The 25,389-nt window shown below is 63.7% G+C and carries 21 protein-coding genes and 1 tRNA gene; 17 read left to right on the forward strand and 5 right to left on the reverse strand.

Features of this window, described 5'->3' with window-relative positions; genetic code table 11:
• Positions 1–5: 5 nt before the first annotated feature.
• The 17 genes from JS541_RS11850 to JS541_RS11930 all read left to right on the forward strand — a co-directional run bounded on the left by JS541_RS11850 (position 6) and on the right by JS541_RS11930 (position 20,666).
• Positions 6–782, forward strand: a complete 777-nt coding sequence (locus JS541_RS11850; RefSeq protein WP_214374710.1) for a pseudouridine synthase — start codon at positions 6–8, stop codon at positions 780–782.
• Entirely contained in the window at positions 779–2,935 is a 2,157-nt protein-coding gene (gene der / locus JS541_RS11855; protein ID WP_214374711.1) for a bifunctional cytidylate kinase/GTPase Der, read from the forward strand. The genes JS541_RS11850 and der overlap by 4 nt, the downstream gene beginning before the upstream one ends.
• A 191-nt stretch (positions 2,936–3,126) precedes the next feature.
• Entirely contained in the window at positions 3,127–6,132 is a 3,006-nt protein-coding gene (uvrA, locus tag JS541_RS11860) for an excinuclease ABC subunit UvrA (RefSeq protein ID WP_214374712.1), read from the forward strand.
• Between the two features lie 6 nt (positions 6,133–6,138).
• Positions 6,139–8,475 carry an excinuclease ABC subunit UvrC gene (uvrC, locus tag JS541_RS11865; RefSeq protein ID WP_214374713.1) on the forward strand — a complete coding sequence of 779 codons (2,337 nt, stop codon included), beginning with the start codon at positions 6,139–6,141 and terminating at the stop codon, positions 8,473–8,475.
• Between the two features lie 89 nt (positions 8,476–8,564).
• Complete coding sequence (locus JS541_RS11870) at positions 8,565–9,512, forward strand: shikimate dehydrogenase (RefSeq protein WP_214374714.1); 948 nt, start codon at positions 8,565–8,567, stop codon at positions 9,510–9,512.
• A complete protein-coding gene (gene rapZ, locus JS541_RS11875; protein WP_214374715.1) occupies positions 9,512–10,471 on the forward strand; it encodes an RNase adapter RapZ in 960 nt (319 codons plus the stop codon). The genes JS541_RS11870 and rapZ overlap by 1 nt, the downstream gene beginning before the upstream one ends.
• 174 nt (positions 10,472–10,645) lie before the next feature.
• Positions 10,646–11,593, forward strand: coding sequence for a DNA-binding protein WhiA (gene whiA / locus JS541_RS11880; protein WP_214374716.1), 948 nt, complete (start codon positions 10,646–10,648; stop codon positions 11,591–11,593).
• A gap of 170 nt (positions 11,594–11,763) precedes the next feature.
• On the forward strand, positions 11,764–12,969 hold the full coding sequence (locus JS541_RS11885; protein WP_214374717.1) for a phosphoglycerate kinase: 1,206 nt from the start codon (positions 11,764–11,766) through the stop codon (positions 12,967–12,969).
• A 75-nt stretch (positions 12,970–13,044) separates the two neighbouring features.
• Entirely contained in the window at positions 13,045–13,845 is an 801-nt protein-coding gene (gene tpiA, locus JS541_RS11890; protein WP_214374718.1) for a triose-phosphate isomerase, read from the forward strand.
• Between the two features lie 101 nt (positions 13,846–13,946).
• Positions 13,947–14,204 carry a preprotein translocase subunit SecG gene (gene secG / locus JS541_RS11895; RefSeq protein WP_094729977.1) on the forward strand — a complete coding sequence of 86 codons (258 nt, stop codon included), beginning with the start codon at positions 13,947–13,949 and terminating at the stop codon, positions 14,202–14,204.
• Positions 14,205–14,280: 76 nt separating this feature from the next.
• The gene (locus JS541_RS11900) at positions 14,281–15,231 is read left to right on the forward strand and encodes an L-lactate dehydrogenase (protein ID WP_214374719.1); all 951 of its coding nucleotides are present in this window, start codon (positions 14,281–14,283) and stop codon (positions 15,229–15,231) included.
• Positions 15,228–16,073: an HAD hydrolase family protein gene (locus tag JS541_RS11905; RefSeq protein ID WP_214374720.1), complete on the forward strand. Its 846-nt coding sequence runs from the start codon at positions 15,228–15,230 to the stop codon at positions 16,071–16,073. The genes JS541_RS11900 and JS541_RS11905 overlap by 4 nt, the downstream gene beginning before the upstream one ends.
• A gap of 139 nt (positions 16,074–16,212) precedes the next feature.
• Positions 16,213–16,983 (forward strand): imidazole glycerol phosphate synthase subunit HisF, encoded by a 771-nt coding sequence (gene hisF / locus JS541_RS11910; RefSeq protein ID WP_214374721.1) that lies wholly within the window; start codon positions 16,213–16,215, stop codon positions 16,981–16,983.
• 63 nt (positions 16,984–17,046) lie between these two features.
• Positions 17,047–17,475 carry a phosphoribosyl-AMP cyclohydrolase gene (hisI, locus tag JS541_RS11915; RefSeq protein WP_214374722.1) on the forward strand — a complete coding sequence of 143 codons (429 nt, stop codon included), beginning with the start codon at positions 17,047–17,049 and terminating at the stop codon, positions 17,473–17,475.
• Positions 17,472–19,028, forward strand: coding sequence for an anthranilate synthase component I (locus JS541_RS11920; protein ID WP_214374723.1), 1,557 nt, complete (start codon positions 17,472–17,474; stop codon positions 19,026–19,028). The genes hisI and JS541_RS11920 overlap by 4 nt, the downstream gene beginning before the upstream one ends.
• Before the next feature lie 376 nt (positions 19,029–19,404).
• Positions 19,405–20,136: a DUF1287 domain-containing protein gene (locus tag JS541_RS11925; RefSeq protein ID WP_338023649.1), complete on the forward strand. Its 732-nt coding sequence runs from the start codon at positions 19,405–19,407 to the stop codon at positions 20,134–20,136.
• Between the two features lie 453 nt (positions 20,137–20,589).
• Positions 20,590–20,666 (forward strand) — tRNA-Pro (locus JS541_RS11930).
• A gap of 240 nt (positions 20,667–20,906) precedes the next feature.
• On the opposite strand, the gene JS541_RS14895 is transcribed toward JS541_RS11930, so the two are convergent.
• The 5 genes from JS541_RS14895 to JS541_RS11950 are packed head-to-tail and all read right to left on the reverse strand — an operon-like array spanning position 20,907 to position 24,884.
• A complete protein-coding gene (locus JS541_RS14895) occupies positions 20,907–21,662 on the reverse strand; it encodes a hypothetical protein (RefSeq protein WP_236036948.1) in 756 nt (251 codons plus the stop codon).
• A complete protein-coding gene (locus tag JS541_RS15025; RefSeq protein WP_274608034.1) occupies positions 21,659–21,790 on the reverse strand; it encodes a hypothetical protein in 132 nt (43 codons plus the stop codon). The genes JS541_RS14895 and JS541_RS15025 overlap by 4 nt, the downstream gene beginning before the upstream one ends.
• A complete protein-coding gene (locus JS541_RS11940; RefSeq protein WP_214374724.1) occupies positions 21,783–22,193 on the reverse strand; it encodes a hypothetical protein in 411 nt (136 codons plus the stop codon). The genes JS541_RS15025 and JS541_RS11940 overlap by 8 nt, the downstream gene beginning before the upstream one ends.
• Positions 22,190–22,609, reverse strand: coding sequence for a hypothetical protein (locus JS541_RS11945; RefSeq protein ID WP_214374725.1), 420 nt, complete (start codon positions 22,607–22,609; stop codon positions 22,190–22,192). The genes JS541_RS11940 and JS541_RS11945 overlap by 4 nt, the downstream gene beginning before the upstream one ends.
• Complete coding sequence (locus JS541_RS11950; protein WP_214374726.1) at positions 22,602–24,884, reverse strand: DUF5906 domain-containing protein; 2,283 nt, start codon at positions 24,882–24,884, stop codon at positions 22,602–22,604. Before JS541_RS11950 ends, JS541_RS11945 begins: the two co-directional genes overlap by 8 nt.
• Between the last annotated feature and the right edge of the window lie 505 nt (positions 24,885–25,389).

Here is a 25,389-nt window from a genome sequence, read left to right on the forward strand (position 1 = left end):
GAACGATGCCAAACGCATATTCCCGCGCCGAGAAGGCGCATATCCATGATGATCGCAACGCCGTCCGTCTGCAGAAGATCCTCGCGCAGGCCGGATTCGGTTCCCGCCGCAAATGCGAGGAGATGATCACCGACGGCCGTGTCGAAGTCGATGGCGAACTGGTCACCGAACTTGGCACCCGCGTCGATCTCGAACACCAGCAGGTGCGCGTCGACGGTTCGCGCGTGCGCATCAACCCGAACCACGTCACGCTGGCTCTTAACAAGCCCAAGCGCGTCCTGAGCGCGATGGAGGATCCGAAAGGCCGTTACACGCTGCGTGACATCGTCGGCGACAAGTATGACCGCATCTTCCACATGGGCCGTCTGGACTACGATTCGGAAGGCCTCATCCTCATGACGAACGACGGCGAGCTCAGCCAGCACGTCATGCACCCCAAGTACGAGGTCGAGAAGACTTACATCGCCACGATCGAAGGCAAGATCAGCGGCACCGTCTGCCGTCGTCTGGTCACCACCGGCGTGCAGCTTGACGACGGGTGGATCAAACTCGACAAGTGCGCGATCGTCGACTCGAATCGCGACACCACGATCGTTAAGGTCGTGCTGCACTCGGGCAAGAACCGCATCGTGCGCCGCATCTTCGGCTCGATTGGCTTCCCGGTCAAGCGGCTTGTACGCACGCAGATCGGCCCGATCAAGCTCGGCGAGATCAAGCCCGGATCCTACCGAGTGCTGTCGCAGACCGAGGTTCGCTCCCTGTCGAAGGCGGTGGGCCTGTGATCCGCGTAGCCATCGACGGCCCCGCCGGCGTGGGTAAGTCCTCCACGTCCAAGGCACTGGCCAAGTATTACGGTTTCGCCTACCTCGACACGGGCGCGATGTACCGCGCCTGCGCATGGTGGTGCCTTAAGCAGGGTGTCGACCTCGACGCCGAGACGGTCGACGAGCAGCTCATCACCGAGACCGTCGGCGAGTTCTTCACCGAAGGCCATTTCGATATCACCGTCGACCCGGATGATTCCCGGGTCTATTGCGACGGCGAGGACATCAGTGAGGCGATTCGCTCGTCTGAGGTCTCCTCGCATGTCTCGAAAGTGTCGAACGTGATCCCGGTGCGCCATGTGCTCATCGCGGCCCAGCGCGCCACGATCGCGCGCGAGGCGGCCGCCGACTCGTTCTCCGAGGGGCGCGGCATCGTGGCGGAAGGCCGCGACATCACCACCGTCGTGGCCCCCGACGCGGAGGTGCGCGTACTGCTCACCGCCCGCGAAGAGGTGCGCCAGGCGCGTCGTACAGGTCAGGCCGTCGCTGCCGCGGCGCATGACGGCGACGGCGTCGCCGTCGGCGCCGAGGACGTGGCCGCGCGAGACAAGGCCGACTCCAAGGTGACGAGCTTCCTGACCGCAGCGGACGGCGTGACCACGATCGACAATTCCGACATGGACTTCGAACAGACGCTGGATGCGCTGATCGAACTGGTGGACGCCGCCATCGAGGAGCAGGAATACAAGCAGTACGTCGCCAACCTCGAAGGCTATGACCTCGATGAGGCCGACGAGGCGCTGGTCGCCGGAATCGGCGCCGATGCGGCAACGCGCGAGGCCGGTCCCAAGCAGGTCGGCGTACTGGCCGTCATCGGACGACCGAACGTGGGCAAGTCCACGCTCGTCAACCGCATCCTCGGCCGTCGCGCCGCCGTCGTCGAGGACACGCCAGGCGTGACCCGCGACCGCGTCAGCTACGACGCGGAATGGGCCGGTACCGACTTCAAGCTCGTCGACACCGGCGGCTGGGAAGCCGATGTCGAAGGCATCGACTCGGCGATCGCCTCACAGGCACAGGTCGCCGTGCAGCTGTCCGACGCGGTCGTGTTCGTCGTGGACGGACAGGTCGGCATGACCGACACCGACGAACGCATCGTCAAACTGCTGCGCGCGTCCGGCAAGCCGGTCACGCTCGCCGTCAACAAGATCGACGACGCGCCCAGCGAATACATGGCCGCCGAATTCTGGAAGCTTGGCCTTGGCGAACCGTATGCGATCTCCGCCATGCACGGCAGGGGAGTGGGCGATCTGCTCGACGCCGCACTCGATTCACTGGAAAAGGCCAAGAAGACCTCTGGATTCCTCACGCCGACGCACTTGCGCCGCGTCGCGCTCGTAGGACGTCCGAATGTCGGCAAGTCCTCGCTGCTCAACCAGCTGGCGCACGAGGAGCGTGCGGTCGTCAATGATCTGGCCGGCACCACGCGAGACCCGGTCGACGAGGTCGTGCGCGTCGACGGCGAGGACTGGCTGTTCATCGACACGGCCGGCATCAAGCGCCGCCTGCACAAGCTGTCCGGCGCGGAGTACTACTCGTCGCTGCGTACGCAGGCCGCGATCGAACGGTCCGAACTCGCGCTGGTGCTGTTCGACGCGTCCCAGCCGATTTCCGATCAGGATCTCAAGGTGATGAGCTCCGCCGTGGATGCGGGCCGTGCGATCGTGCTCGTGTTCAACAAGTGGGATCTCATGGACGAGTTCGATCGCCAGCGCATGGAACGCCTGTGGAAGACCGAATTCGAACGTGTGACGTGGGCCTCGCGCGTGAACCTGTCGGCCAAGACCGGCTGGCATACGAACCGTCTGGCCCGTGCGATGCGCGAGGCGCTCGAATCATGGGACAAGCGCATCCCCACCGGCAAGCTCAATGCGTTCCTTGGGCAGATCCAGGCCGCGCACCCGCATCCGCTGCGTGGTGGCAAGCAGCCGCGTATCCTGTTCGCTACGCAGGCTTCGACTCGTCCGCCGCGGTTCGTGATCTTCGCCACAGGGTTCCTTGAGCACGGCTACCGCCGGTTCATCGAACGTTCGCTGCGCGAGGAATTCGGCTTCGAAGGTTCCCCGATCCAGATCTCGGTGAACATTCGCGAAAAGAAGAAGCGCAAGTAGCGCATCGTCCGCACGCGAAAAACGGTGTCCCGGTCCCGGTCCACGGGGCGGGACACCGTTTTTCGTATGAGGACGGCGGACGCCGGCGGCACGAGACACGCCGTCGAACAAGTGTTCGAAATATATGCCGGGATCGGGTATTGTGGACATGTATTCGAGCAGGACATGGGCATGGATGAAAGGCGAAGGGCATGACGGCGAACAGAACGGCTTCGAAGAACGCCAAGCCGGGACGCAGCGGCGAGGTGCTGGTGGAACGTGTGATGACGAGCGACTCGTTCTTGTCGAGGGAGATCAGGAAGGCCCCCATGCGCCGCACCGACACGTCGTTGGTGGCGGACATCTCCCATATCCCCAATGATCTGAAGATCACGATCCAGGGTGCCCGAGAACACAACCTCAAGAATGTGGATCTGTCGATTCCCCGTAACCGCATGGTCGTGTTCACGGGCCTGTCCGGCTCGGGCAAGTCCTCTCTCGCGTTCGATACGCTGTTCGCCGAAGGCCAGCGCCGCTACGTCGAGTCATTGTCGGCGTACGCCCGCCAGTTCCTGGGCCAGATGGACAAGCCTGACGTCGATTTTATCGAGGGGCTCAGCCCGGCGGTGTCGATCGACCAGAAGACCACGAACCGTAACCCGAGGTCGACGGTCGGCACGATCACCGAGATCTACGACTACCTGCGACTGCTGTTCGCCCGCACCGGCGTGCCGCACTGCCCGGTGTGCGGGGAGCCGGTCAGCGCGCAGACGCCGCAGCAAATGGTCGACGCGCTGCTGAAGAACCCGGAACGCACCCGGTTCCAGATCCTCGCCCCCGTGGTACGCGGCCGCAAGGGCGAGTTCGAGGACCTGCTCGAACTGCTGCGCGGCGACGGTTATGCCCGCGCGCTCGTCGACGGCGAGATGGTGCAGCTGAGCGACGACATCAAGCTCGCCAAGCAGAAGAAGCACACGATCGAAGTGGTGGTCGACCGTCTGATCGTCAAGGACGGCATCCGCCAGCGTCTCACCGATTCGATCGAGACCGCACTGCGGCTGGCCAAAGGCATCGTCGTCATCGACTACGTGGACCGCGACGCCGACGATCCGGCGCGACGCCAGCCGTTCTCCGAACACCGGGCGTGCCCGAACGGCCACCAGCTCGAACTGGACGAGATCGAGCCGCGCACGTTTTCGTTCAACGCTCCGTACGGTGCGTGCCCCGACTGCACCGGCATCGGATACTCGCTGGAGATCGACCCGGAACTCGTCATCCCCGATCCGGGCAAGACGCTCAACGAGGGCGCGATCGAACCGTGGGGCCTAACCAAGGGCACGGGAGAGTACTATCGCCACGTGCTCGAAGGGCTCGGCGAGGAAATGGGCTTCGACCTGGACACCCCGTGGCAGGATCTGCCCGAGGACGTGCGCCATGCGATCATGTACGGCCGCAACTTCAAGGTGAAGGTCTCCTACCGCAACCGTTGGGGGCGCATGCGCGAGTACTCCACCGGGTTCGAGGGCGTGGTGCGCACGCTCATGCGCCGGCATGACGAGACCGACTCCGACCAGATGAAGCAGTACTACGAGTCGTACATGCGCGAGGTACCATGCCAGACCTGCAAGGGCCGGCGCCTACGCCCCGAGGTGCTGGCCGTCACCATCGACGGCAAATCGATCGCCGACGTGTGCGACATGTCCGCCGAAGCGAGTCTCGCCTGGGTGAACGGTCTGGAACTGACAGGCTCCGCGGCACAGATCGCAGGCGAGGTGCTCAAGGAGATCCGCGCACGGCTCGGCTTCCTCAACGACGTCGGTCTGAACTACCTGACGCTCTCGCGCGCCGCGAAGACCCTGTCCGGCGGCGAGGCGCAGCGCATCAGGCTCGCCACGCAGATCGGTTCCGGTCTCGTCGGCGTCATGTACGTGCTGGACGAGCCGTCCATCGGTCTGCACCAGCGCGACAACGAACGACTTATCGAGACGCTGCATCACCTGCGTGACCTCGGCAATACGCTGATCGTGGTCGAACATGACCAGGAGACCATCGAAAAGGCCGACTGGCTGGTCGACATCGGGCCGGGCGCCGGCGAACACGGCGGCGAGGTCGTCTACTCTGGCCCGGCCGCGAAGCTCGTGGATGCGCCACGGTCGATCACCGGCGACTACATCGCCGGACGGCGCAGCATCGACGTGCCCGACCACCGCCGCAAGGTCCGCAAGACCAAACAGCTGCGCGTGGTGGGGGCGCGGGAGAACAACCTCAAGAACCTCACCGTCGACTTCCCGCTCGGCGTGATGACCGTGGTCGCCGGCGTCTCCGGTTCCGGCAAATCGACGCTGGTCAACCAGATCCTGTACCCCGTCCTCGCCGACAAGCTCAATGGCGCGCGCATCGTGCCCGGCAAGCACACGCGCGTCGAAGGCGTCGACCAGTGCGACAAGGTCATCCACGTCGACCAGAATCCGATCGGCCGCACGCCGCGGTCCAATCCGGCGACCTACACGGGCGTGTGGGACAAGATCCGCACCCTGTTCGCCAAGACTCCCGAGGCGCAGGTGCGCGGCTATGGGCCGGGCCGGTTCTCGTTCAACGTCAAGGGCGGTCGGTGCGAGGCGTGCCATGGTGACGGCACGCTCAAGATCGAGATGAACTTCCTGCCCGACGTGTACGTGGAATGCGAGGAGTGCCACGGCAAGCGGTACAACCGCGAGACGTTGGAGGTCAAGTACAATGGCAAGACCGTCTCCGACGTGCTCGACATGCCCATCGAGGAGGCCGCGAAATTCTTCAAGGCGTATCCGTCGATCTCCCGTTATCTTGACACGCTCGTCGAAGTCGGACTCGGCTATATCCGTCTCGGCCAGCCGGCCCCGACCCTATCGGGCGGCGAATCGCAACGCGTCAAGCTCGCCACCGAACTGCAACGGCGTTCCACCGGCAAAACCGTGTATATCCTCGACGAGCCGACCACCGGCCTGCATTTCGAGGATGTGCGCAAGCTCCTGCTTGTCCTGCAGGGGCTGGTCGACAAGGGCAATACCGTGATCGTCATCGAGCACAACCTCGACGTGGTTAAATCAGCCGACTGGATCATCGACCTTGGGCCCGAGGGCGGCGACGGGGGCGGCACGATCGTCACACAGGGCACGCCCGAGCAGGTCGCCCAATGCGAGGACTCTTGGACCGGCAAGTTCCTCAAGCCGATGCTGTGAGCCGCCATGACCAACGACATCGAACGACATGCGCCGGACGTATGGCGCAAAACCGCGGATGCGCTGCAGCGGCAGGACATGGCCTCGATCGACACGTCCAAGGGCGTGAACAGGAACGGTGCGCCGCTGCTCGGTGACACCCGTGACCTGTTCCGCCCGAAAACCGGCGATATCCCCGCACAACCCGGCGTCTACAAATGGCGTGACGGCGAGGGCCGCGTGATCTACGTCGGTAAAGCCAAAAACCTGCGCAACCGGCTGACCAACTATTTCCAGCCGCTCTACCTGTTGCACCCGCGCACGCAGACGATGGTGCTCACCGCCCGAAGCCTCGAATGGACGGTCGTCGGCACCGAGCTTGAGGCGCTCACGCTTGAATACACGTGGATCAAGGAATTCGACCCGCGGTTCAACGTGCAGTTTCGAGACGACAAGACCTACCCGTATCTGGCTATCTCGGCGGGGGAGACATACCCGCGCGTGTGGGTGACGCGCAGTCGCAAGCGACGTGACAGCCGGTATTTCGGACCGTACGCGAAGGTATGGGAGCTGCGCAAATCGCTGGACAAGCTGCTACGCACATTTCCCGTGCGCACCTGCACCGACAGCGTGTTCCGCAAGGCCGAACTGACGGGACGGCCCTGTCTGCTCGCCTCGATCGGCAAATGCTCCGCGCCGTGCGTTCGCCGCATCGACGCCAAAGACCATCGCCGCATGTGCGAGCAGTTGGTCGGCGTGATGACCGGCAGACTCGGCAAATCGTACATCGCCCAGCTCACGCGCGACATGAAAGAAGCCAGCGCCGAACTCGAGTTCGAGAAGGCCGCACGGCTGCGCGACGAGATCCAGATGCTCGGCACTGTCATGCAGCAGAACGCGGTTGTATTCGACCAAGACGTGGACGCCGACGTGTTCGGCATGGCCTGCGATGAACTCGAGGCGTCGGTGCACGCATTTTACGTGCGCGACGGATCGATACGAGGGGAGCGCAACTGGAGCGTCGAACGTGTTGAGGACATCAGTGACGCGGAACTGATCGCCGATCTCATCGTACAGGTGTATGCGGGCGAGGATCCCAGGGATGCCGGCGACGTCGCTACCAAGGTCGAAGAGAGGCGCGAGGCGATCGGCTCGACCCAGTCGATGACCGCGACTGACGCGGTGTCCAGAGCCCAGGCGACCCGAGAACGGCACGAACGTCAGGAGCAGACAGGCCGGGCCGACCTGCTCGCACCGATCTCACCGATCCCGCGGGAGGTCATCGTCCCAGTCGAACCCGTTCGCCGCGAGGAACTCGAATCGTGGCTATCCGGGCTGCGCGGTGCGGCCGTGACCATCCGCACCGCGCAGCGTGGCGAGAAGAAGACACTGATGGAACGCGCGACGGACAATGCGAATCAGGCGCTGCAACGCAGCAAGATGAGCCGCATCAGCGACATGGGCGCACGCTCCGACGCCATGAACGACGTAGCTAGGGCACTGGGCCTTGCACAGGCGCCGTTGCGCATCGAATGCTACGACATCTCGAATACCGTCGGCGGTGCTTTCCAAGTCGCCTCGATGGTGGTGTTCGAGGACGCGCTCGCCAAGAAGTCCGAATACCGCCGCTTCGCCATTCGGGGCAAGGACGGCAATGGCGTGGCCGACGATCTGAGCGCCCTGTACGAAACGCTGACCAGACGGTTTAAGCACGGCAACATCGCCGGCGACTCCGGAGAAAGCATAGACAACGAACGCCGAGAGCGCGAGGCTGCGGATGTGGCCGGAGAACAGAACTGCATGGACGAATCGGCATTCGGCAACAACGATTCGACGATCTCACCGGCCATGCGGCAGAGCGTCGTGCAGCAAAACACGGATCGGCGGCGCTTCGCCTATAAGCCGAACCTCATCGTCGTCGACGGCGGACAGCCTCAGGTCATGGCCGCGGCCAAGGCGCTCGCCGACTGTGGTGTGGACGACGTGGCGTTGTGCGGACTGGCCAAACGGCTCGAAGAGGTATGGGTGCCGGACGACGATTACCCGATCATCCTCAAGCGCCAGTCCCAAGGCATGTACCTGCTGCAACGTGTGCGCGACGAATCCCACCGGTTCGCCATCACCTATCACCGACAGACCCGGCGCAAAGGCGCTCTGCGCTCCGCGTTGGACGACATTCCTGGCATTGGTGAAGCCTACCAGAAACGACTACTCGGCCACTTCGGTTCGGTCCGCGCCATGCGCGAAGCCAGCGTCGAGGAGCTCGAACAGGTCAAGGGCGTCGGCCATGCCAAGGCTGAGACCATATACCGCGCCTTGCACGCGCAGCCGCAGCAACAATCGTCGAAATCGTCGAACGCCTGATCGCGGATTGGCGACAGTGGACAGATGAGTACCACCTCGACCGTCCGTCGTCGCATGGGCTAGGATGGGAACGGAACGAAGGAGGGGATATGGCACAGACCGTCAACCATTGCGCCGTGCTCGGCAAGCCCATCGCACATTCGCTGTCACCGGTGTTGCACAACGCCGCCTATCATGCGCTGGGACTTGACGATTGGGAGTATGGGCGTCACGAGGTCGGTGAGACTGATCTTGGCGATTTCCTGAACGGGCTCGACCCGACATGGCATGGCCTGAGCCTGACCATGCCGCTCAAGAAAACCATTCAGCCGTATGGCACTCCCAAGGATGCGTGGGCCGAGCGGCTGAACGTTGCCAATACGGCCGTATTCAACTGGGCGGACGCTGAGAATAACGGCGGCCGGCCGGCCATCTCGCTGTACAACACCGATGTGCCGGGCATTCTCTATGCCTTCGGCCATGCCTGCGACGTCGATTCCGGCCCGTCCCTGGAAGAACGTGATCTTGCCCACGCGGTCGTCATCGGCAACGGCAACACGGCGGCATCGGCGGTGAGCGCCGCCGCGGTCATGATCGCGGGAACCTCTTCATCCTCCCGCGGCACGATCACCGTGGCTGCCCGGCATCCCGGCAAGAACCCCGATCTGACCCGCATCATAGCCGGCGATGACACCATCGACCTGTGCGAGACCACGCTGGACGACATCGCCGAAACCCTGCGTGACGCCGACATCGTCATCAGCACGATTCCCGGACATGCCGCCGACGCGATCGCGCAACAGATCGCAGCGGACGATATGTTCCGTCCGAAGGGAATACTGCTGGACGTGGTGTACGATCCGCGTCCCAGCGCGCTGATCCGTGCGTGGCGCGAGCGTGGCGCGATGGCGATGGGCGGCGAGGAGATGCTGCTGTACCAAGCCATTCTACAGGTGCGGCTCATGACCGGTTCCCAAGGCGAAGCGGCCTTGGACGGGCGTGATTGGATGACGGTATTGGAACAGCCCATGCGCGAGGCGCTTGAGGAGGCATTGTGATGACCGAAACGGCATTGCGGACAACCGTTTCCGCAACCGCGAATACGCCCGGCGGCAGCGAACCCGCTCCCGCCGACGGCTTCGAAGTGCTGCTCATCACCGGCATGTCCGGCGCCGGGCGTTCCCATGCCGCCGACAGCGTCGAGGACATGGGCTGGTACGTGGTCGACAATATCCCGCCGAAGCTGCTGGTGCCGTTGGTCGATATGATGACCCAGGGCGGCGGACGATCCGGCACCGGCGTGCACAAGCTCGCCGCCGTCATCGACGTGCGCTCGCGCGAATACTTCGACGACCTGTCCGCCGTGCTCAGCCATCTCGACGATCTCGGTGTCAAGACCCGCATCCTGTTCCTCGATGCCAGCAACGACGTGCTCATCAAACGCTACGAATCCGTGCGCCGCCCGCATCCCCTGCAGCACGGCAACCGTCTCATCGACGGCATCAAAGAGGAGCGCGCGCTGCTCATGAACCTCAAGGAACGCGCTGATGTCGTCATCGACACCTCCGCGTTGAGCATCCACCAGCTGTCGACCAAGCTGTACGAGGCACTGCTCGGCTCCGGCCCGAAGACCGTGGCGGTGCATATCTTCAGCTTCGGGTTCAAATACGGCGTTCCCTTGGATGCCGACTTCGTGGCCGACGTGCGCTTCCTGCCGAACCCGTTCTGGGTGCCGAGCCTGAGGGAGCTCACCGGTCAGGACAAGCCGGTGTCGGACTATGTGCTGGGCAGCGAGGGCGCGGGGGAGTTCCTCGACGCGTACGAACAGGCCATCCTCGTTGCGCTAAAGGGGTATGCGCAGGAGGACAAGCATTTCGTGACCATCGCCATCGGATGCACTGGTGGGCAGCATCGCTCCGTCGCCATGAGCGAGGCGCTTGCCGTGCGATTGCGTGCGCATGGTCTCACCGTCAGCGTCTCGGCACGTGAGCTGCAACGTCGGCATGGCGACCGGTGATCCGTCGGTCTCAATACTGATGACCACATGGCGAGAAATCACAGCCCAAAGTGTGATTGAATGCGCTTGAGTTGTCCAAGTGATCAGATATCACAGTAAGCCGATGGCACGATGGGTGGATGCCCAAGCAACAGGCCGAAACGGCGAAGAGAACGGGAAGTAGGAGGTTGGCTCTTGGCTCTTCTGGATGACGTCAAAAGCGAACTCGCCGCAATCGATAACGAACTGCCTGCGGCCCGCAAGGCGCAGGTCACCGCGATGATTCGTTTCGGCGGCGGATTGAGGCTCGTGCAGAGGCAGATCATCGTGCAGGCTCAATTCGATTCCCTTGAAGCCGCCAAGTGGCTTCAGGACAACATCCGTGACCTGTATGGCCATGAGGCGGTACTCACTCAGGTGGCCCGTCAGACGCCCAGCGGCACCGTACAGCGCTATCTCGTCCACGTCGACCGGGGCGGCGCGGCGCTCGCGCTGCAGACCGGTCTGCTCGACCGGCGCAAGCAACTGGTGCGCGGCCTGCCGGCAGAGATCGTCAACGGCAACATTGCGCAGGTCAAGGCCGCATGGCGCGGTGCGTTCCTCGCGCACGGCGGCCTGTCCGATCCGGGCAAGGCCAGCTATCTCGAGATCACCTGCCCGTGCAACGAGGCCGCCCTTGCACTGGCCGGCGCGGCTCGGCGCCTCGGCATCAGCGCGAAGCCGCGCCAGCTGCGCAGCTCCGAACGCGTGACACTCAAGGACCCCGACGCGATCGAACGCATGCTCAACCTTATGGGCGCTCCCCGTTCCGCCCGCGAATGGACCGGTAAGCGTTCCGACGGCGAGGCCCGCGGCAAGGCGAACCGTCTGGCGAACTTCGACGACGCGAACATGCGCCGTAGTGCCAAGGCCGCCGCCGAAGCGAGCGAGAAGGTGCGCAAGGCCTTCGAGATCCTCGGCGACGATGTGCCCGAGAACCTCAAGGCGGCGGGACAGCTCCGCCTCGACCACGGTGACGCCAGCCTCGAGGAGCTTGGCCGTCTGGCCGATCCGCCCATTACCAAGGATGCGATCGCAGGACGTATCCGTCGTCTGCTGCAGCTGGCCGACAAGACCGCCAAGGCGAAGGGCGTCAGCTTCTGATCCGTCCGCCGGCGAAATGATCCGTCAAGCAAAACACCGCCTCGCATCTTGCGAATGGCGGTGTTTTTGTTCGTTCGGCCTTGTATCATCGCTAATGGCGTATCCACGTCACCACTCTTCCCGCGACCCGTCGCGCATGCTTCGGACCGCGCGGTTAGGAAAGGATATTCATGAAGACACTCAAGGATCTTGGAGATCTCAAGGGCAAGCGCGTTCTGGTTCGCGCCGATTTCAATGTCCCGCTGGACGGCACCACGATCACCGATGATGGTCGTATCAAGGCCGCCCTGCCGACCATCAAGACGCTGCGCGAAGAGGGCGCGAAGGTCATCCTGATGGCCCATCTCGGCCGCCCGAAGGGCAAGGTTGTTCCCGAGCTGTCCCTGGCTCCGGTCGCCGCCCGTCTCGGCGAGCTGCTCGGCATCACCGTGCCGCTGGCCAAGGACACCTATGGCGAGGACGCGCAGGCCAAGGTCGCCGCGATGAACGACGGTGACGTGGTGCTGCTCGAGAACGTGCGCTTCAACCCGGAGGAGACCAGCAAGGATCCGGCCGAGCGCGCCGCCTACGCTAAGAAGATCGCCGCCCTCGGCGAGGCCTTCGTCTCCGACGGCTTCGGTGTCGTGCACCGCGCCCAGGGCTCCAACTACGACGTGGCCGCCGACCTGCCGGCCGCCGCGGGCCTGCTGGTCGAGAAGGAAGTCAAGGCCCTGTCCAAGGCCACCGAGAACCCGGAGCGCCCGTTCACCGTCGTGCTCGGTGGTTCCAAGGTCTCCGACAAGCTCGGCGTGATCGAGAACCTGCTCGACAAGGCCAACCGCCTCGTCATCGGCGGCGGCATGGTGTTCACCTTCCTCAAGGCCAAGGGCTACGAGGTCGGCACCTCCCTGCTCGAGGAAGACCAGCTCGACAAGGTCAAGGGCTACATCGAGACCGCCGAGAAGAACGGCGTCGAGCTCGTGCTGCCGACCGACATCGTCGTGAACCCGGGCTTCCCGAAGTCCGACGCCGACGTTGCTCCGGAGGTCGTTCCGGCTGACGCCATCCCGGCCGACAAGATGGGCCTCGACATCGGCCCGGAGTCCCAGAAGCTGTTCCACGACAAGATCGTGGACTCCAAGACCGTCGTGTGGAACGGCCCGATGGGCGTGTTCGAGATCGCGGCTTTCGCCGACGGCACCCGTGCCGTGGCGCAGGGACTGGTCGATGCGACCAAGGCCGGCGCGTTCACCATCGTCGGCGGCGGCGACTCCGCCTCCGCGGTGCGCAACCTCGGCTTCCCGGAGGACGGCTTCTCGCACATCTCCACCGGTGGCGGCGCCTCCCTCGAGTTCCTCGAGGGCAAGGAACTGCCGGGCCTGAAGGTGCTCGAGTAAGGCTTTCCCTTTTCTCATGTTCGATAGGCTCCCCTTGCCAACGGGGAGCCTATTTAGTCGTTAGGAGACATACGTATGGCGTCCAAGCGCATCCCGCTGGTGGCTGGCAACTGGAAAATGAACTTCGACCATCTCGAGGCCACGTATTTCGTGCAGAAGCTCGTCTGGCTGCTACGAGACGCGCACTTCGACTACAAGCGCTGCGAGGTCGCGCTCATGCCGTCGTTCACGTCCATCCGCAGCGTGCAGGTGCTTGTCGAAGCCGACAACCTCAAGATCCGCTATGGTGCGCAGTCCGTCTCCGTGACCACGCAGGGCGCGTTCACCGGTGACGTGTCCGCCGACATGCTCGCCGCGCTTGGCTGCACCTACGTGATCGTCGGTCATTCCGAACGGCGCAAATACCATCCCGAGGATGACGCGAACATCGTCGACCAAGTGCGCGCCGTGCTCGCGGCCGGCATGCGTCCGATCCTGTGCGTCGGCGAAAGTTTTGAGGAAAGGCGTCAAGGCATCGAGCTCGACTTCGCCGTGGGCCAGGTGCACGACGTCACCCGCGATCTGTCGCGCGATCAGGCCGCCAAGCTCATCATCGCCTACGAGCCGGTGTGGGCCATCGGTACGGGCATGGTCGCCACGCCCCGCACCGCTCAGGACGCGGCCAAGGCGATCCGTGACGATTTGAAGGCAACGTTCGGCGCGGATATCGCCGACGGCGTGCGCATCCTGTACGGCGGATCCGTCAGCTCGAAGAACGCGGCCGAACTGATCCGCGAACCGGACGTCGACGGATTCCTCATCGGCGGGGCCGCACTGGACGCCGACGAGTTGGCTCGGATATCGCGGCTGACCATTGCCGTGGCGGACGGCCGCTGACGTGACGGTCGGAGACGTCCGCATTCCAACGCCGCGAACGCAATGTTCAAGCCCTTGCGCTATGGTGTAGGGCAGTGTGATTTAGAACTGGAGGTTCTCATATGTCCGCTTGGGCCATCGTCAAGCTTGTGCTGCAGATCATCGTCGTCATCTTCAGCCTGCTGCTCACCCTGCTCATCCTCATGCACAAGGGCAAGGGCGGCGGCCTGTCCGACATGTTCGGCGGCGGCCTGACGCAGAACGCGGGCTCTTCGGGCGTGGCCGAGAAGAACCTGAACCGTTGGACCGTCATCATCGCCCTGCTGTGGGTGGCGATCATTATCGCCCTCGGCCTGATGACCAAGTTCAACCTCGTCTGATAGCCTATACGACATCGCAATGAGCCATGATCCCGATCGATCATGGCTCATTTTTCATGAAGGAAAGGATCGACTCATGGTCACCGCAAACCGCAATCGCGTCGTCATCGTCGGCACCGGTCAGGTCGGCTCGACCGCCGCGTTCGGCATCGTCACGCACGGCCTGTGCAACGAACTCGTCCTCATCGACCATTTCGCCGACAAGGCGTTGGGGGAAGCCCGCGACCTCGACGACGGCAGCGAATTCCAGGACCGTCACGTCAAGGTGCGCGTCGGCGACTACTCCGACTGTAAGGACGCGGACATCGTCGTCATCACCGTGGGACGCAAGCCGCCGGCGAACTCGAACCGCATGGCCGAACTCGGCTTCACGGTCGGACTGGTCGGCGACGTGATCGACCGGGTCATGGCATCCGGCTTCGACGGCGTGATCATCATGGTGTCCAATCCGGTCGACGTGATGGCCTGGTACGCATGGAAACGTTCCGGCCTGCCGCGCACGCAGGTGCTTGGTACCGGCACGGCACTTGACACCTCTCGACTCAAGACCATCATCGGCGAGGAGACCGGCCTCGACCCGCGCAACGTGGGCGGTTTCGTCATGGGCGAGCACGGCAACTCGCAGTTCGCCGCATGGTCGACCGTCTCGCTTGGCGGCAAACCGTTCGTGAGGTTCCTCGCCGACAACCAGAGTCGTTTCTCGTCCGTCTCCACCGCCGAGGTCGAGGAGAAGACGCGTCGCCGCGGCGACGAGATCGTCAGGGCCAAGGGCGGCACCAACTACGGCATCGCCTCCACCGTCGCCGGCATCGTACAGACGATTCTGTGGGACGAGCGCCGCATCGTGCCCGTCTCCACGCTGCTCGACGGCGAATACGGCGAGCATGACGTGTTCCTCGGAGTGCCCACCGAACTGCGCGCCAACGGCGCGAACGAGATCGTCGAACTCGACCTGACCGACGACGAACTCGCCAAGCTGCACCGTTCTGCCGACATCGTCCGCGAGCACTGCGAGGGTCTGCTGTGAGCGGCGCGCGAGCCGGATACCGGCTGGTCGTCGCCGATCTCGATGGTACGCTGCTGCATGACGGACAGACGTTCGAACAGCGTTCCATCACCGATCGGGCCGTCGCGACGATCGAGCGTATGCACGAACGCGGCATCAAGTTCGTCATCGCCACCGCACGTCCGGTCAGCACCGGACTCGCCTTCGCCGACAGGCTGCCGGCCGACGCGGTCATCTACCTGAACGGCGCGCTGATCGACTTCGACCCCGCGCGATCCGACTTCGATCTGCTCACCGGCAAACGACCGGCCGAGGACGGCCATCTCGAAAAGATCGGTTTCCCGTCCTCCCGCGCTTGTGAGGTGTGCCGCGATTTCCTGCGTGAACTGCCGGGACTCAAGGTCGGCATCGTGATGGACGACGTGAGGTACACGAACTTCGACGTCAGCGTCTACTGGAAGACTCAGACGTGGCGCTACACCGACTTTTCGGACGGTGACGTCCCCGCCGGCATCGCCGACAAAATCACCGTCTTCCCCGACGACGAACAGTGGAAACGGCTGGAGACGATGGTGCCGGACGATTTCGACGTGCACATCTCCGAAGGCACGATGTGGATGCTCATGAGCCCCGAGGCCAACAAGGAACATGCGCTGCGCATCGTGTGCGACCGGCTGGGCGTACCGCTGGAGCATACCGTCACGTTCGGAGACGACGTGATCGACATCGCGATGATGCAGGAGTCCGGGCTCGGCGTGGCCGTGGCGAACGCGAATCCGAAGGTGCTCGACATCGCGGACGAGATATGCCCAAGCAACAACGAAGACGGCGTCGCGCAGTGGGTCGAGGCGCGGCTGCTGTGATCTGCGCGCAAGGTCGGTCCGGCCCGACGATTCGCGCCGTCGCGGGCGCGTTCCACGTAACGGAATCGCGCCCGCCGGCTGTAACGGCTGCACGCTAACCTGTTGTGCGGTAACGTAACGCGCAACAACAGGAGTGGATATGTCGCTGGCCATTCGAGTCATCCCATGCTTGGACGTCGATGCGGGTCGTGTGGTCAAAGGCGTGCATTTCGAGAACCTGCGCGACGCCGGCGACCCGGTCGAGCTGGCGGCCGAATACTATCGGCAGGGAGCCGACGAGCTGACGTTCCTCGACGTGACCGCATCCAGCTCGCACCGGCAGACCATGATCGACGTGGTGGCCCGCACCGCCGAACAGATCTTCATCCCGCTCACCGTCGGCGGTGGCGTGCGTACGCCGGAGGACGTGGATTCCCTGTTGCGCTGCGGCGCGGACAAGGTCGGCGTGAACACCGCCGCGATCAACGATCCGACGCTCATCAGCCGCGTCGCCGACCGATTCGGCAACCAGGTGCTCGTATTGTCGGTCGACGCGCGTCGCGAACGCGGCGAACAGCACACGCAGTCCGGTTTCGAAGTGACGACGATGGGTGGCCGCAAGTCGACCGGCATCGACGCGATCTGGTGGGCCAAACGGGCCGAGGAGCTCGGTGCGGGCGAAATCCTGCTCAATTCGATGGATGCGGATGGCACGCAGCAAGGATTCGATCTCGAGATGATCAGGGCCGTGCGCAAGGAAGTGAAGATCCCGATCATCGCATCGGGCGGTGCCGGCAAGGCGGCCGATTTTCCGCCGGCGATCGAGGCCGGCGCCGACGCGGTGCTCGCCGCATCGATCTTCCATTACGGCAAGGTCACCATCGGCGAGGTCAAGGATGAGCTGCGTCGCGCCGGCTACACCGTGCGCTGACCGGTCTCGCAGAACCGTAACGGCATATCGTCATCGCATCCAGCAAAGAGGGACGGACAGGTCATGGAATACGACAACAGCACGACACTCGACCCACGCATCGCCGAGCGTCTCAAACGAGACGCCAAGGGACTGGTCGCCGCGGTCATTCAGCAGTACGACACGCATGAAGTGCTCATGGTCGGCTATATGAACGACGAGGCGCTGCGCCGCACGCTCACCACCGGCCGGGTCACGTTCTGGTCGCGTTCGAGGCAGGAATACTGGCGCAAAGGCGATACGTCAGGACATGTGCAGTATGTGAAATCAGTGTCGCTCGACTGCGACGGGGATGCGCTGCTTGTCGAGGTCGACCAGGTAGGGGCCGCATGCCATACCGGCAAGCGCAGCTGTTTTCTCGAAGGAGGCCCGCTGCCGTGCGTCGAAGGACACCGTACGGCGACACAGACGGGCAGCGAAAACGCAGCGAAGGAACAGGAGGAACGGGCATGAGCGAATGCAGCGTCGAACATCTGACATGGGGCGCGACCTGGCCGAGCCGTGAACAGTTCCACGAACTGGCCGATGAAGGCTACCGCGTGATCCCGATCGTGCGTCGTCTGCTTGCCGACTCGCTCACGCCGGTCGGCTTTTACGAGCGTCTCGCCGGAGGCAGGACCGGCACGTTCATTCTCGAATCGGCCGAATACGGCGGCACATGGAGCCGCTACAGCTTCATCGGAGTACGGTCGATGGCCCAGTTGCGGTCCAATGACGGCAAAGCGGACTGGCTGGGCACCGTGCCGACCGGAGTGCCGACCAGCGGCGACGTGATAGAGGTCGCGCACGCCGCGCTGAAGACACTCAAAGCGCCGCACGTGGACGGTCTGCCAAACCTGACCAGCGGTCTGGCCGGCACCGTCGGCTGGGATGCGATCCGCCACTGGGAGCCGACGCTGCGCGCCGAAGCGCCGAACGAGACGGGCCAGCCGGAGACAGTGCTCGCGTTGGCCACCGACATCGCCGTGGTCGACCATGTGTCCGGCTCGGTGTGGCTCATCGCGAACGCAGTGAACGTGGACGACAAGCCGACCCGTGCCGACGCCGCGTACAACGAGGCCGTCGCACGGCTTGATCAGATGCAACGTGACGCGGCCACGCCGGTCGACGGCGAATCACGTGTGAACGTTCTTGATGAGACGGTCGCTCAGCCCGAGCTGCGGTTCCGCACTGAGAAGAGCCATTACGAGCAGGCCGTGGAAGCCGCCAAGAAGCATATCGTGGACGGCGACGTGTTCCAGGTCGTCATCTCGCAGCGGCTTGACATCGATTCGCCGGCCGACCCGTTCGACGTGTACCGTGTGCTGCGCACGCTCAACCCGAGCCCGTACATGTACTTCATGACGCTCACCGACGCCGAGGGCCGAGACTTCAACGTGATCGGCTCCAGCCCGGAAACGCTCATCAAGGTCGACAACGGACACGCGATGACATTCCCGATCGCCGGCTCCCGTCCGCGGGGCAAGACCCCGGAGGAGGACGCGCGCCTTGCCAAGGAGCTGCTCGCCGACCCGAAGGAGCGTAGCGAGCACATCATGCTCGTCGACCTCGCCCGCAACGATCTGAGCCGCGTATGCGACCCGACCACCGTCGAGGTCGTCTCGCTCATGGACATTAAACGGTTCAGCCACATCATGCACATCTGCTCGACCGTCACCGGCCGCGTGAACCCCGACATGACCGCGTTCGACGTGTTCACCTCGGCATTCCCGGCCGGTACGCTGTCGGGCGCGCCCAAGCCGCGTGCGATCGAGATCATCGACGAGCTGGAACCAGCCGACCGCGGCATCTATGGCGGCACTGTCGGCTACTTCGACTTCTCCGGCAATCTCGACATGGCCATCGCGATCCGCACCGCGTTCATCCGCGACCATGAGGCGAGCGTGCAGGCCGGCGCGGGCATCGTGCTCGACTCCGTGCCCGCCACCGAGTGGCAGGAGACGCGCAACAAAGCCGAGGCCAGCGTGGAAGCGGTCAAGATCGCCGCGCAGTTGCGCGCACTGTAGCTATCGGTCTGTCCCGTATCGTCAGGTGACAACGAGACCTGATGCGTGTGTGAGGGGGTTGTCATACAGGTTTTCTGTATGGCAACCCCCTCACATTCGTTTCGACGGCTACAGTGCTGGGAATGGCGTGATACCCGCGCCGGGCCGGTCAGATGACACTATCCGCGTATGGATGTGATTTACGGATGGGCCGCCGCAATACAAAACCCATGCCGTGCGCATGCGCGGCTTGCATATCGATTGGAGACGACGTATGACAGGACATGAGAATACGGATGCGGAGTTCCATGATACCGAAGATCGCCGGCAGCGGACAGGACGATATGCGGAATGGAGAAGATGGGGTTCTGCGATACTGGTCGTAGCATCGCTGACGATCATGCTGACGGGAGGTGCGCTGGCCTTGCGTCGTCTGAGCCGATCGGTGCCTTGGAACGGGTTGGCTGCGGACATCGTGAACGCACTGCCCGCGTCCCGCGATGCAGGATCGAAGGATACCATGTCGGCAGACGAGGCAGAACGCCGATATCCGAAGGAAACCAGCCCGGTCGATTTCAACGGCAACGGCGTGGACGACTACACCGATATCGTCGCCGGCGCTCGCAAGGACGCACAGGCCGCACCGACCTATGACAGCGGCTATTATCAGGGTGGTTACCCTCCGGATGACCGTGGCGCATGCACTGATCTGGTCTGGCGGGCCTTTCGAGAGGCGGGATACGACCTCAAGGCCATGGTCGATGCGGATATCGAGGCGGATCCCGCCAGCTACGCCGCCGTTGTCGGCGATCCTGACCCGAGCATCGACTTCCGACGCACCGGCGTGCTGGACGTGTTCTTTTCCAAGTACGGGCAGACGCTCACCACTGACGTGTCGGATCGCGGGCAATGGCAGGGCGGCGACATCGTCGTGTTCGAACATGTCAGGCACATCGGCGTGATCTCCGACAAACGTGATAGTGACGGCATCCCGTACGTCCTGCATAACATGGCGCAACGGCAACGGGAGAACAACTATCTCGCTTTCGCGCGGCATATGACCGTCACCGGTCACTACCGTTTCGACGCATCCAAGGTTCCGCAGTTGGTACTCAAGGCGTGGCGGTGATCCTGCGTGGCGTCTTCGTTAGCGGCGTCTCCGCATCGGATATGACATCACGGGGTTCGTTCTCGCCCGCGTACGCGATGGTCTTGTCCGCAGCCGGCGTGCTCCACGGGCGCGGCCGTTTCAGCCGTTGGAGGCGATACGTCCGTCGATATGGCGATTCCTGCGAGTTCGGGTTGCTGGTTAAGTAACCGGGTGAACATGACTTCTATATGCTCAACATGTTGTTCATATTTTTGGTGTCCGGTGTTTTCAACAACGTGTTGTGCGTTTCGTCTGATCGTTTCGCGTTCCGGATGGTGTCGTGTGCGTCTGCCGCTTTGATCTGATTCCCGTTGAAGGAGAAGGGGGGCGAACATATGCGTGGGACATTGCTGTATTGCCGGATGAAGACACGCCGATTTGGCTAATTCGACTGCATGAGGTAGATTTGCTTCCTGTTGTTTCATGCAACATCGGACCATAGCGCAGTTTGGTAGCGCACTTGACTGGGGGTCAAGGGGTCGCGGGTTCAAATCCCGCTGGTCCGACCAGAAAGCCCGGAATTTCAACGATTCCGGGCTTTTTCGTTTCTCCCTCCTCCCCTCTTTTTGCCCGCTCAGACACGATTCAGACACGACCAGACACGATGCCCCCATGACACGCCTCATATCGCCGGCGTGTCGCTGCTTCGCCCGGCGACTTCCATTTATCCGATTCCACCGGCTCATTACAACTTCTACACAATGCGGCCCCGCTCTCCCATCGTGGAGAACGGGGCCGTTTTTGTCGTTTCAGCCGGCTCTTCGGCGCAGCAACGGCACGATGCCGCTGAGGGTCACGTGGCCGTGTTGGTCGGTTGTGAGGCGTTTCTGGTGGATCCATGTGCGGATGGTCGAGGCGGGTAGCCGGATGCCGGCTTTGGCGCATTCACGGCTCAGCTGTTTCGGGGTGCCCTTCTTCTCGGATTGTGCGAGTTTGTCGAGCAGTCGGTCGGCGACGTAGGTGCGGTTCACCTGCGCGCCGCAGGAACGGCATTCGCCCATGTGGTCCCGTGGCGCGCCCCAGACGACGCCGTGCTTGCAGAACGGGCACGCGCCGAACGCCACCCTCGTCTGTGGCGGATCCACCATGCGGCTCACCCTGCCGGCCACGTCCACGACGTCCCTCCACCATTCGCTCGCATCCGATGCCGCGAGCAATGGCTCGTCGTCCTTGAGGATGGCGCGCACGAGCTCGGGAACACTGGCCGTTCTACGTGCGGCCGGCGGGCAACCGCACTGGAGCGCGGCAAGCCGTACCAGCTCCTCCACTTGGCAGTAGAGTTCCCACGCCTGTTCGCGGATGAGCAGCGGCGCGTGCGCCGACCTGCTGCGCACGCCTGTGTGGTCGCTGCCGCCGGTGCCGGCCTGGCGTGTGGCGATCAGCAGCAGGGCGGGCGTATCCACGGCTATCGACTTCAACGCCTCGCGGAACTTCCGGGCACAGGCCGCGCACACGTTGAGCCCGCCCGCATGGTTGCCGTCGTGGTTCGCGCAGTATCGGGTCATGGCCGCGCCCCTTTCACGTTGCCGAGGTGCTGATGGAGTTGTACCCGGCTGCCGGTGTCCCAGCCGCATGAGCACCACCAGTGGAACTTGCCGTCGTATTCGGTGACGATGAGATGCGGTTCACTCATGGTCGTCCACCTCGATCTTGTCGGCGTAGCGGATGTGTTCCTGCATGAGGCTCAGCGACGTGAAGTCGTGGCCGCACGAGCAGATGAACACCTTGCCCTGCTTGGCGGTGTCCACGAGACGATGGGTCATCAACGGGCGGGGCGCTTGGAAGGATGCTACGGGCATGAGGGTGGCTTTCTCTTCGATGTGGGCGAGGAACTGCTGGGGGCTGCGGGTCTTGTAGCCGCACGTGCATTCGCGCGTGGTGCCGGCCGCGGTGCCGAACCCGCTCGTCACGGCGGGCTGGCGGAGGAACTGGATGGCGGCCGGGTAGACGCGGCGCAGCCGGTGGTGCGTGGTCTCCGGCACGGGGATGACGCGCGGCCGGGGCTTCGCGTGGCGTTTGGGTTGGATGATGCTCATAATGGTCGCCTCCAAAGTCGGGTGAACAGTCGGACCTCTTCGTCCGACAAGCTGATGTTCGGGTTCCAGCGTTCCGCCGCCCGCCGTCTGGGTGGTTTGAACGGCTTCACGCTGATGGGCGCCCGATGACATTCGTGGATGGCAAGGTATTCGCCATCCGGGTCGATGCCGCGGGCCCCGCACGGATCCCGCAGCGAGAACAATCCGCCGGCGCCGTGCCGGATGATGCGGGTGAACCCGCGCTTGAGGATGATGACGGTCGCGAGGTCGTTCGCGTCGAGGATGCCGGGATCGTACTTCTCCCATACGGGACCCTGTTCGTCCACTGCCACCCATTCGCGGCAGCCATCGCACTTCCTCGCCTTCAGCCGGCCGGCGCACAGGCGCTTGAGCCATGGTGGCTTGCGTCTAGGCATGACCGCCTCCCAACTGCCGGTTGACGCTGCGCCAGATGGTCTCCAGCTCGCCGTCCTTCAATCCGCTGGCGTGGCCGCGCCGGTACAGGTCGTCGCGGATCCGCGAAGCGTTGTCGGGATGGTTCGCCAACCGCCCGTACGCCCACCGGTGAAGCGTGTCGTTACGCGATCCGGGTGCCACCGGCGTCATGTCGGGTTCGTTCCTGACGCTCTTGCCGGCCATGCGCGTCGAACGGTAGCGCGTGCGCATCATCACCGGCCTGGCCCCGTCCGGCTTCACGGCCGTGGGAGTTTCGCCTTCCACGTAGCCGTGAGCCTTCAGCCACGCGACCATCGCGACCGGCATCACGGGCGGCTCGCCGTCGGGCATATCCAGCAGCTTGTACCTTCCGCCATCGTCCAGCACGCTGCCGGCACCGATGACGTACCCCTTGCCCTCGCACCGGATGTCAACCGGCGCGCCCGTCAGATGCACGCCGTTCTTCAGCCGGCCCTTCAGCTCGTCGGGAATCAGGTAGTAGGCGTGCACGCTCGTCAATCCGTGGCGCTCGCCGGTGGGCGTGGACACCAAATAGGTGCGCGGGAACGCGTCGCCCCCATACGTGCCGATCTCGCGGCTGAACACGTCCCAGCCGGTGGGAGCATCCTGCAGCACGTTGCCGTTCCTGTCCTTGGCCACGTCGAGATCGATGACCGCCATACCGCCGGCCGGGATGACCGCGTACGCGCCGCCGCCATTGGGAACCGGCGTGGAGCCGGCGGGCAGATCCTTCACCTTCTGCCAGTCGTAGGATTTCTTTCCGTCCGACACGGTGGCGTAGTTGACCGGATAGCCGAGCTCGTCCGGCGTGACCGTCATATCGCCCTCGATGGGCTGCGGCGGCGCCACCACGGTTTCCTCTACGGCCTGGCTGATGTCATGCTCGCTCTTGGCCCGGTAGACCGCGAACACCTTCTCGTCCGCCACCACCAACACGCGGGCGACCTTGCCGTCGATGCGCTTGCACGTGGACTCCAAGCCGAGCTTGGTCACGCTGTTGCGGTGCGTGGCCGAGCTCGCGTAATAGGGGTTGTCGCCGCTGACCGCGTAGCCGACCGTGATGATCTGGTCGACGATCCACTGCTCGTGCTCGGTCAGGTCGTCGCCCGAGCCGATCGCCACGTCGTCCCACGGCTTGTCGGATTGCTCCCACAGGCGGCATGAGGCCATGAGGAACGGCACCGCACCGTGCTTCGCGCGGAACGCCAAGAGGTCTTTGAACTCGTGTTCGGCGCGGTTGTCCCTCATGCGGACGAACACGCGGCGGCGTTTCAATGCTTCGGTGTTCGCCATGATGACGGGATTGTTCGACGCGATGATGAACGTGGCCTTGTTGCGGAAACTGACCGTGTTCTCCTGGATGCGCCGGGCGGCCATCGTGTCGCCCGTGCCGATCTTCTTCAACAGGGTGGCCTGTTCCAAGGTGATGATGTCCGCGTCCTCGTCGTACGCCCACAGGGCGCCGATGAGTTTCAGCATCTCCTGATCGGTCGCGAACCCGCCGGCGCCCTTCGCGCCGCCCAGCAGGGTCTTCGCGTTCACCGCCGCCGACAGTCCGGGGAACGACTTGTTCAATGCTCCCAGCAGGATGCCCTTGCCGTTGCCTCCGCCGCCGTAGAGCACGTAGAAGAGATGCTTGTATGCCTCCAGCAGCGGCGTGGCGAACATGCGGCCGAGGTTCTGGGCGCTGTGCTCGTCGGCCGTCACGAACCTCAGGTACCGGCCGGCCTCGGCCACGAGCGCTTCGTCGTAATCCTCGCTAAGGCTGATCTCGAACGGATCCGTGAACATCGGGTCGCCGGGCAGCACACGGCGCACGCGCCCGTCGATGCGGTAGAACGCCATGTTCGCGAACTTCACCCCATGCCTGACGCGGCCCTTGAGCTTGGAGCATTCGACGCGCATCTGCACGTTCCACGGCAGATACACCTTGCTCGTGCCCTTGACGTGGTATTCGTCCTCAATGCTGCCGATCGCGTGCCGCGAGTCCAAGAGCCGGTTTGCGCCGCTCTCGTCCACGTCGCGCACGTAGATGGTGCGCTCGTCCTCGCCGAGCAGCATGGAGCCGTTGCGGAAGTCCCACAGGGCCTTCGCATACCCGTCGTCGAAGTATTCGCGGTTGTTGTTCATCTCGTCGCCTGCCGGCGAATGCCTGTACGACGCGACCGTGACGCCCCTCGCCGGTACGCAGCTGCGGCGAGACGATTCGGCCTGCGAGTATGTACCGGCGTTCAATGGCGATGTCTGCCTGTCGGGGATTCTCGCGGCCGCCGGGAATGGTCCGGCCGTGGCCTTGTTCACCGCGACCCGCCAGAGTCTTGTGCTCCACCGTCAAGTCGCCGTAGCGACACGAATGTTCGTGGGAATAGGCCGAACGGACCATGATGGGTCGAGACGGTCAGTTGTATCCGTGGATATCGAGCAGTGGCGGTGGAGTCGGATCGCATGGCTGAAACGTCTTGCGAACCGGACGTTGGCGAGGGCACCCATTCAAAGACATTTCCATCTCGGACGATTCCATGCCGTGCGGGGGAGCTACTGGAAGTCGTCGATTCCGCGAGAGGATTGGATGATCCCCTCGAAGCTGCCGCATGGCGCAAAAAGGCTATGACGCCCCGCTGTCTAAATGAAAGTGCAACACCCTTTAGATTGGAGATTGTCTAGATAACCAGTGAAAGGATGTTGCACCTTGGGTCAAGTGTATTCGCACCTGTCGGAAGAGGAACGGCAGGTCATCCAA

It is taken from the genome of Bifidobacterium sp. SO1, from assembly GCF_018555335.1.
GTDB lineage: Bacteria > Actinomycetota > Actinomycetes > Actinomycetales > Bifidobacteriaceae > Bifidobacterium > Bifidobacterium simiiventris.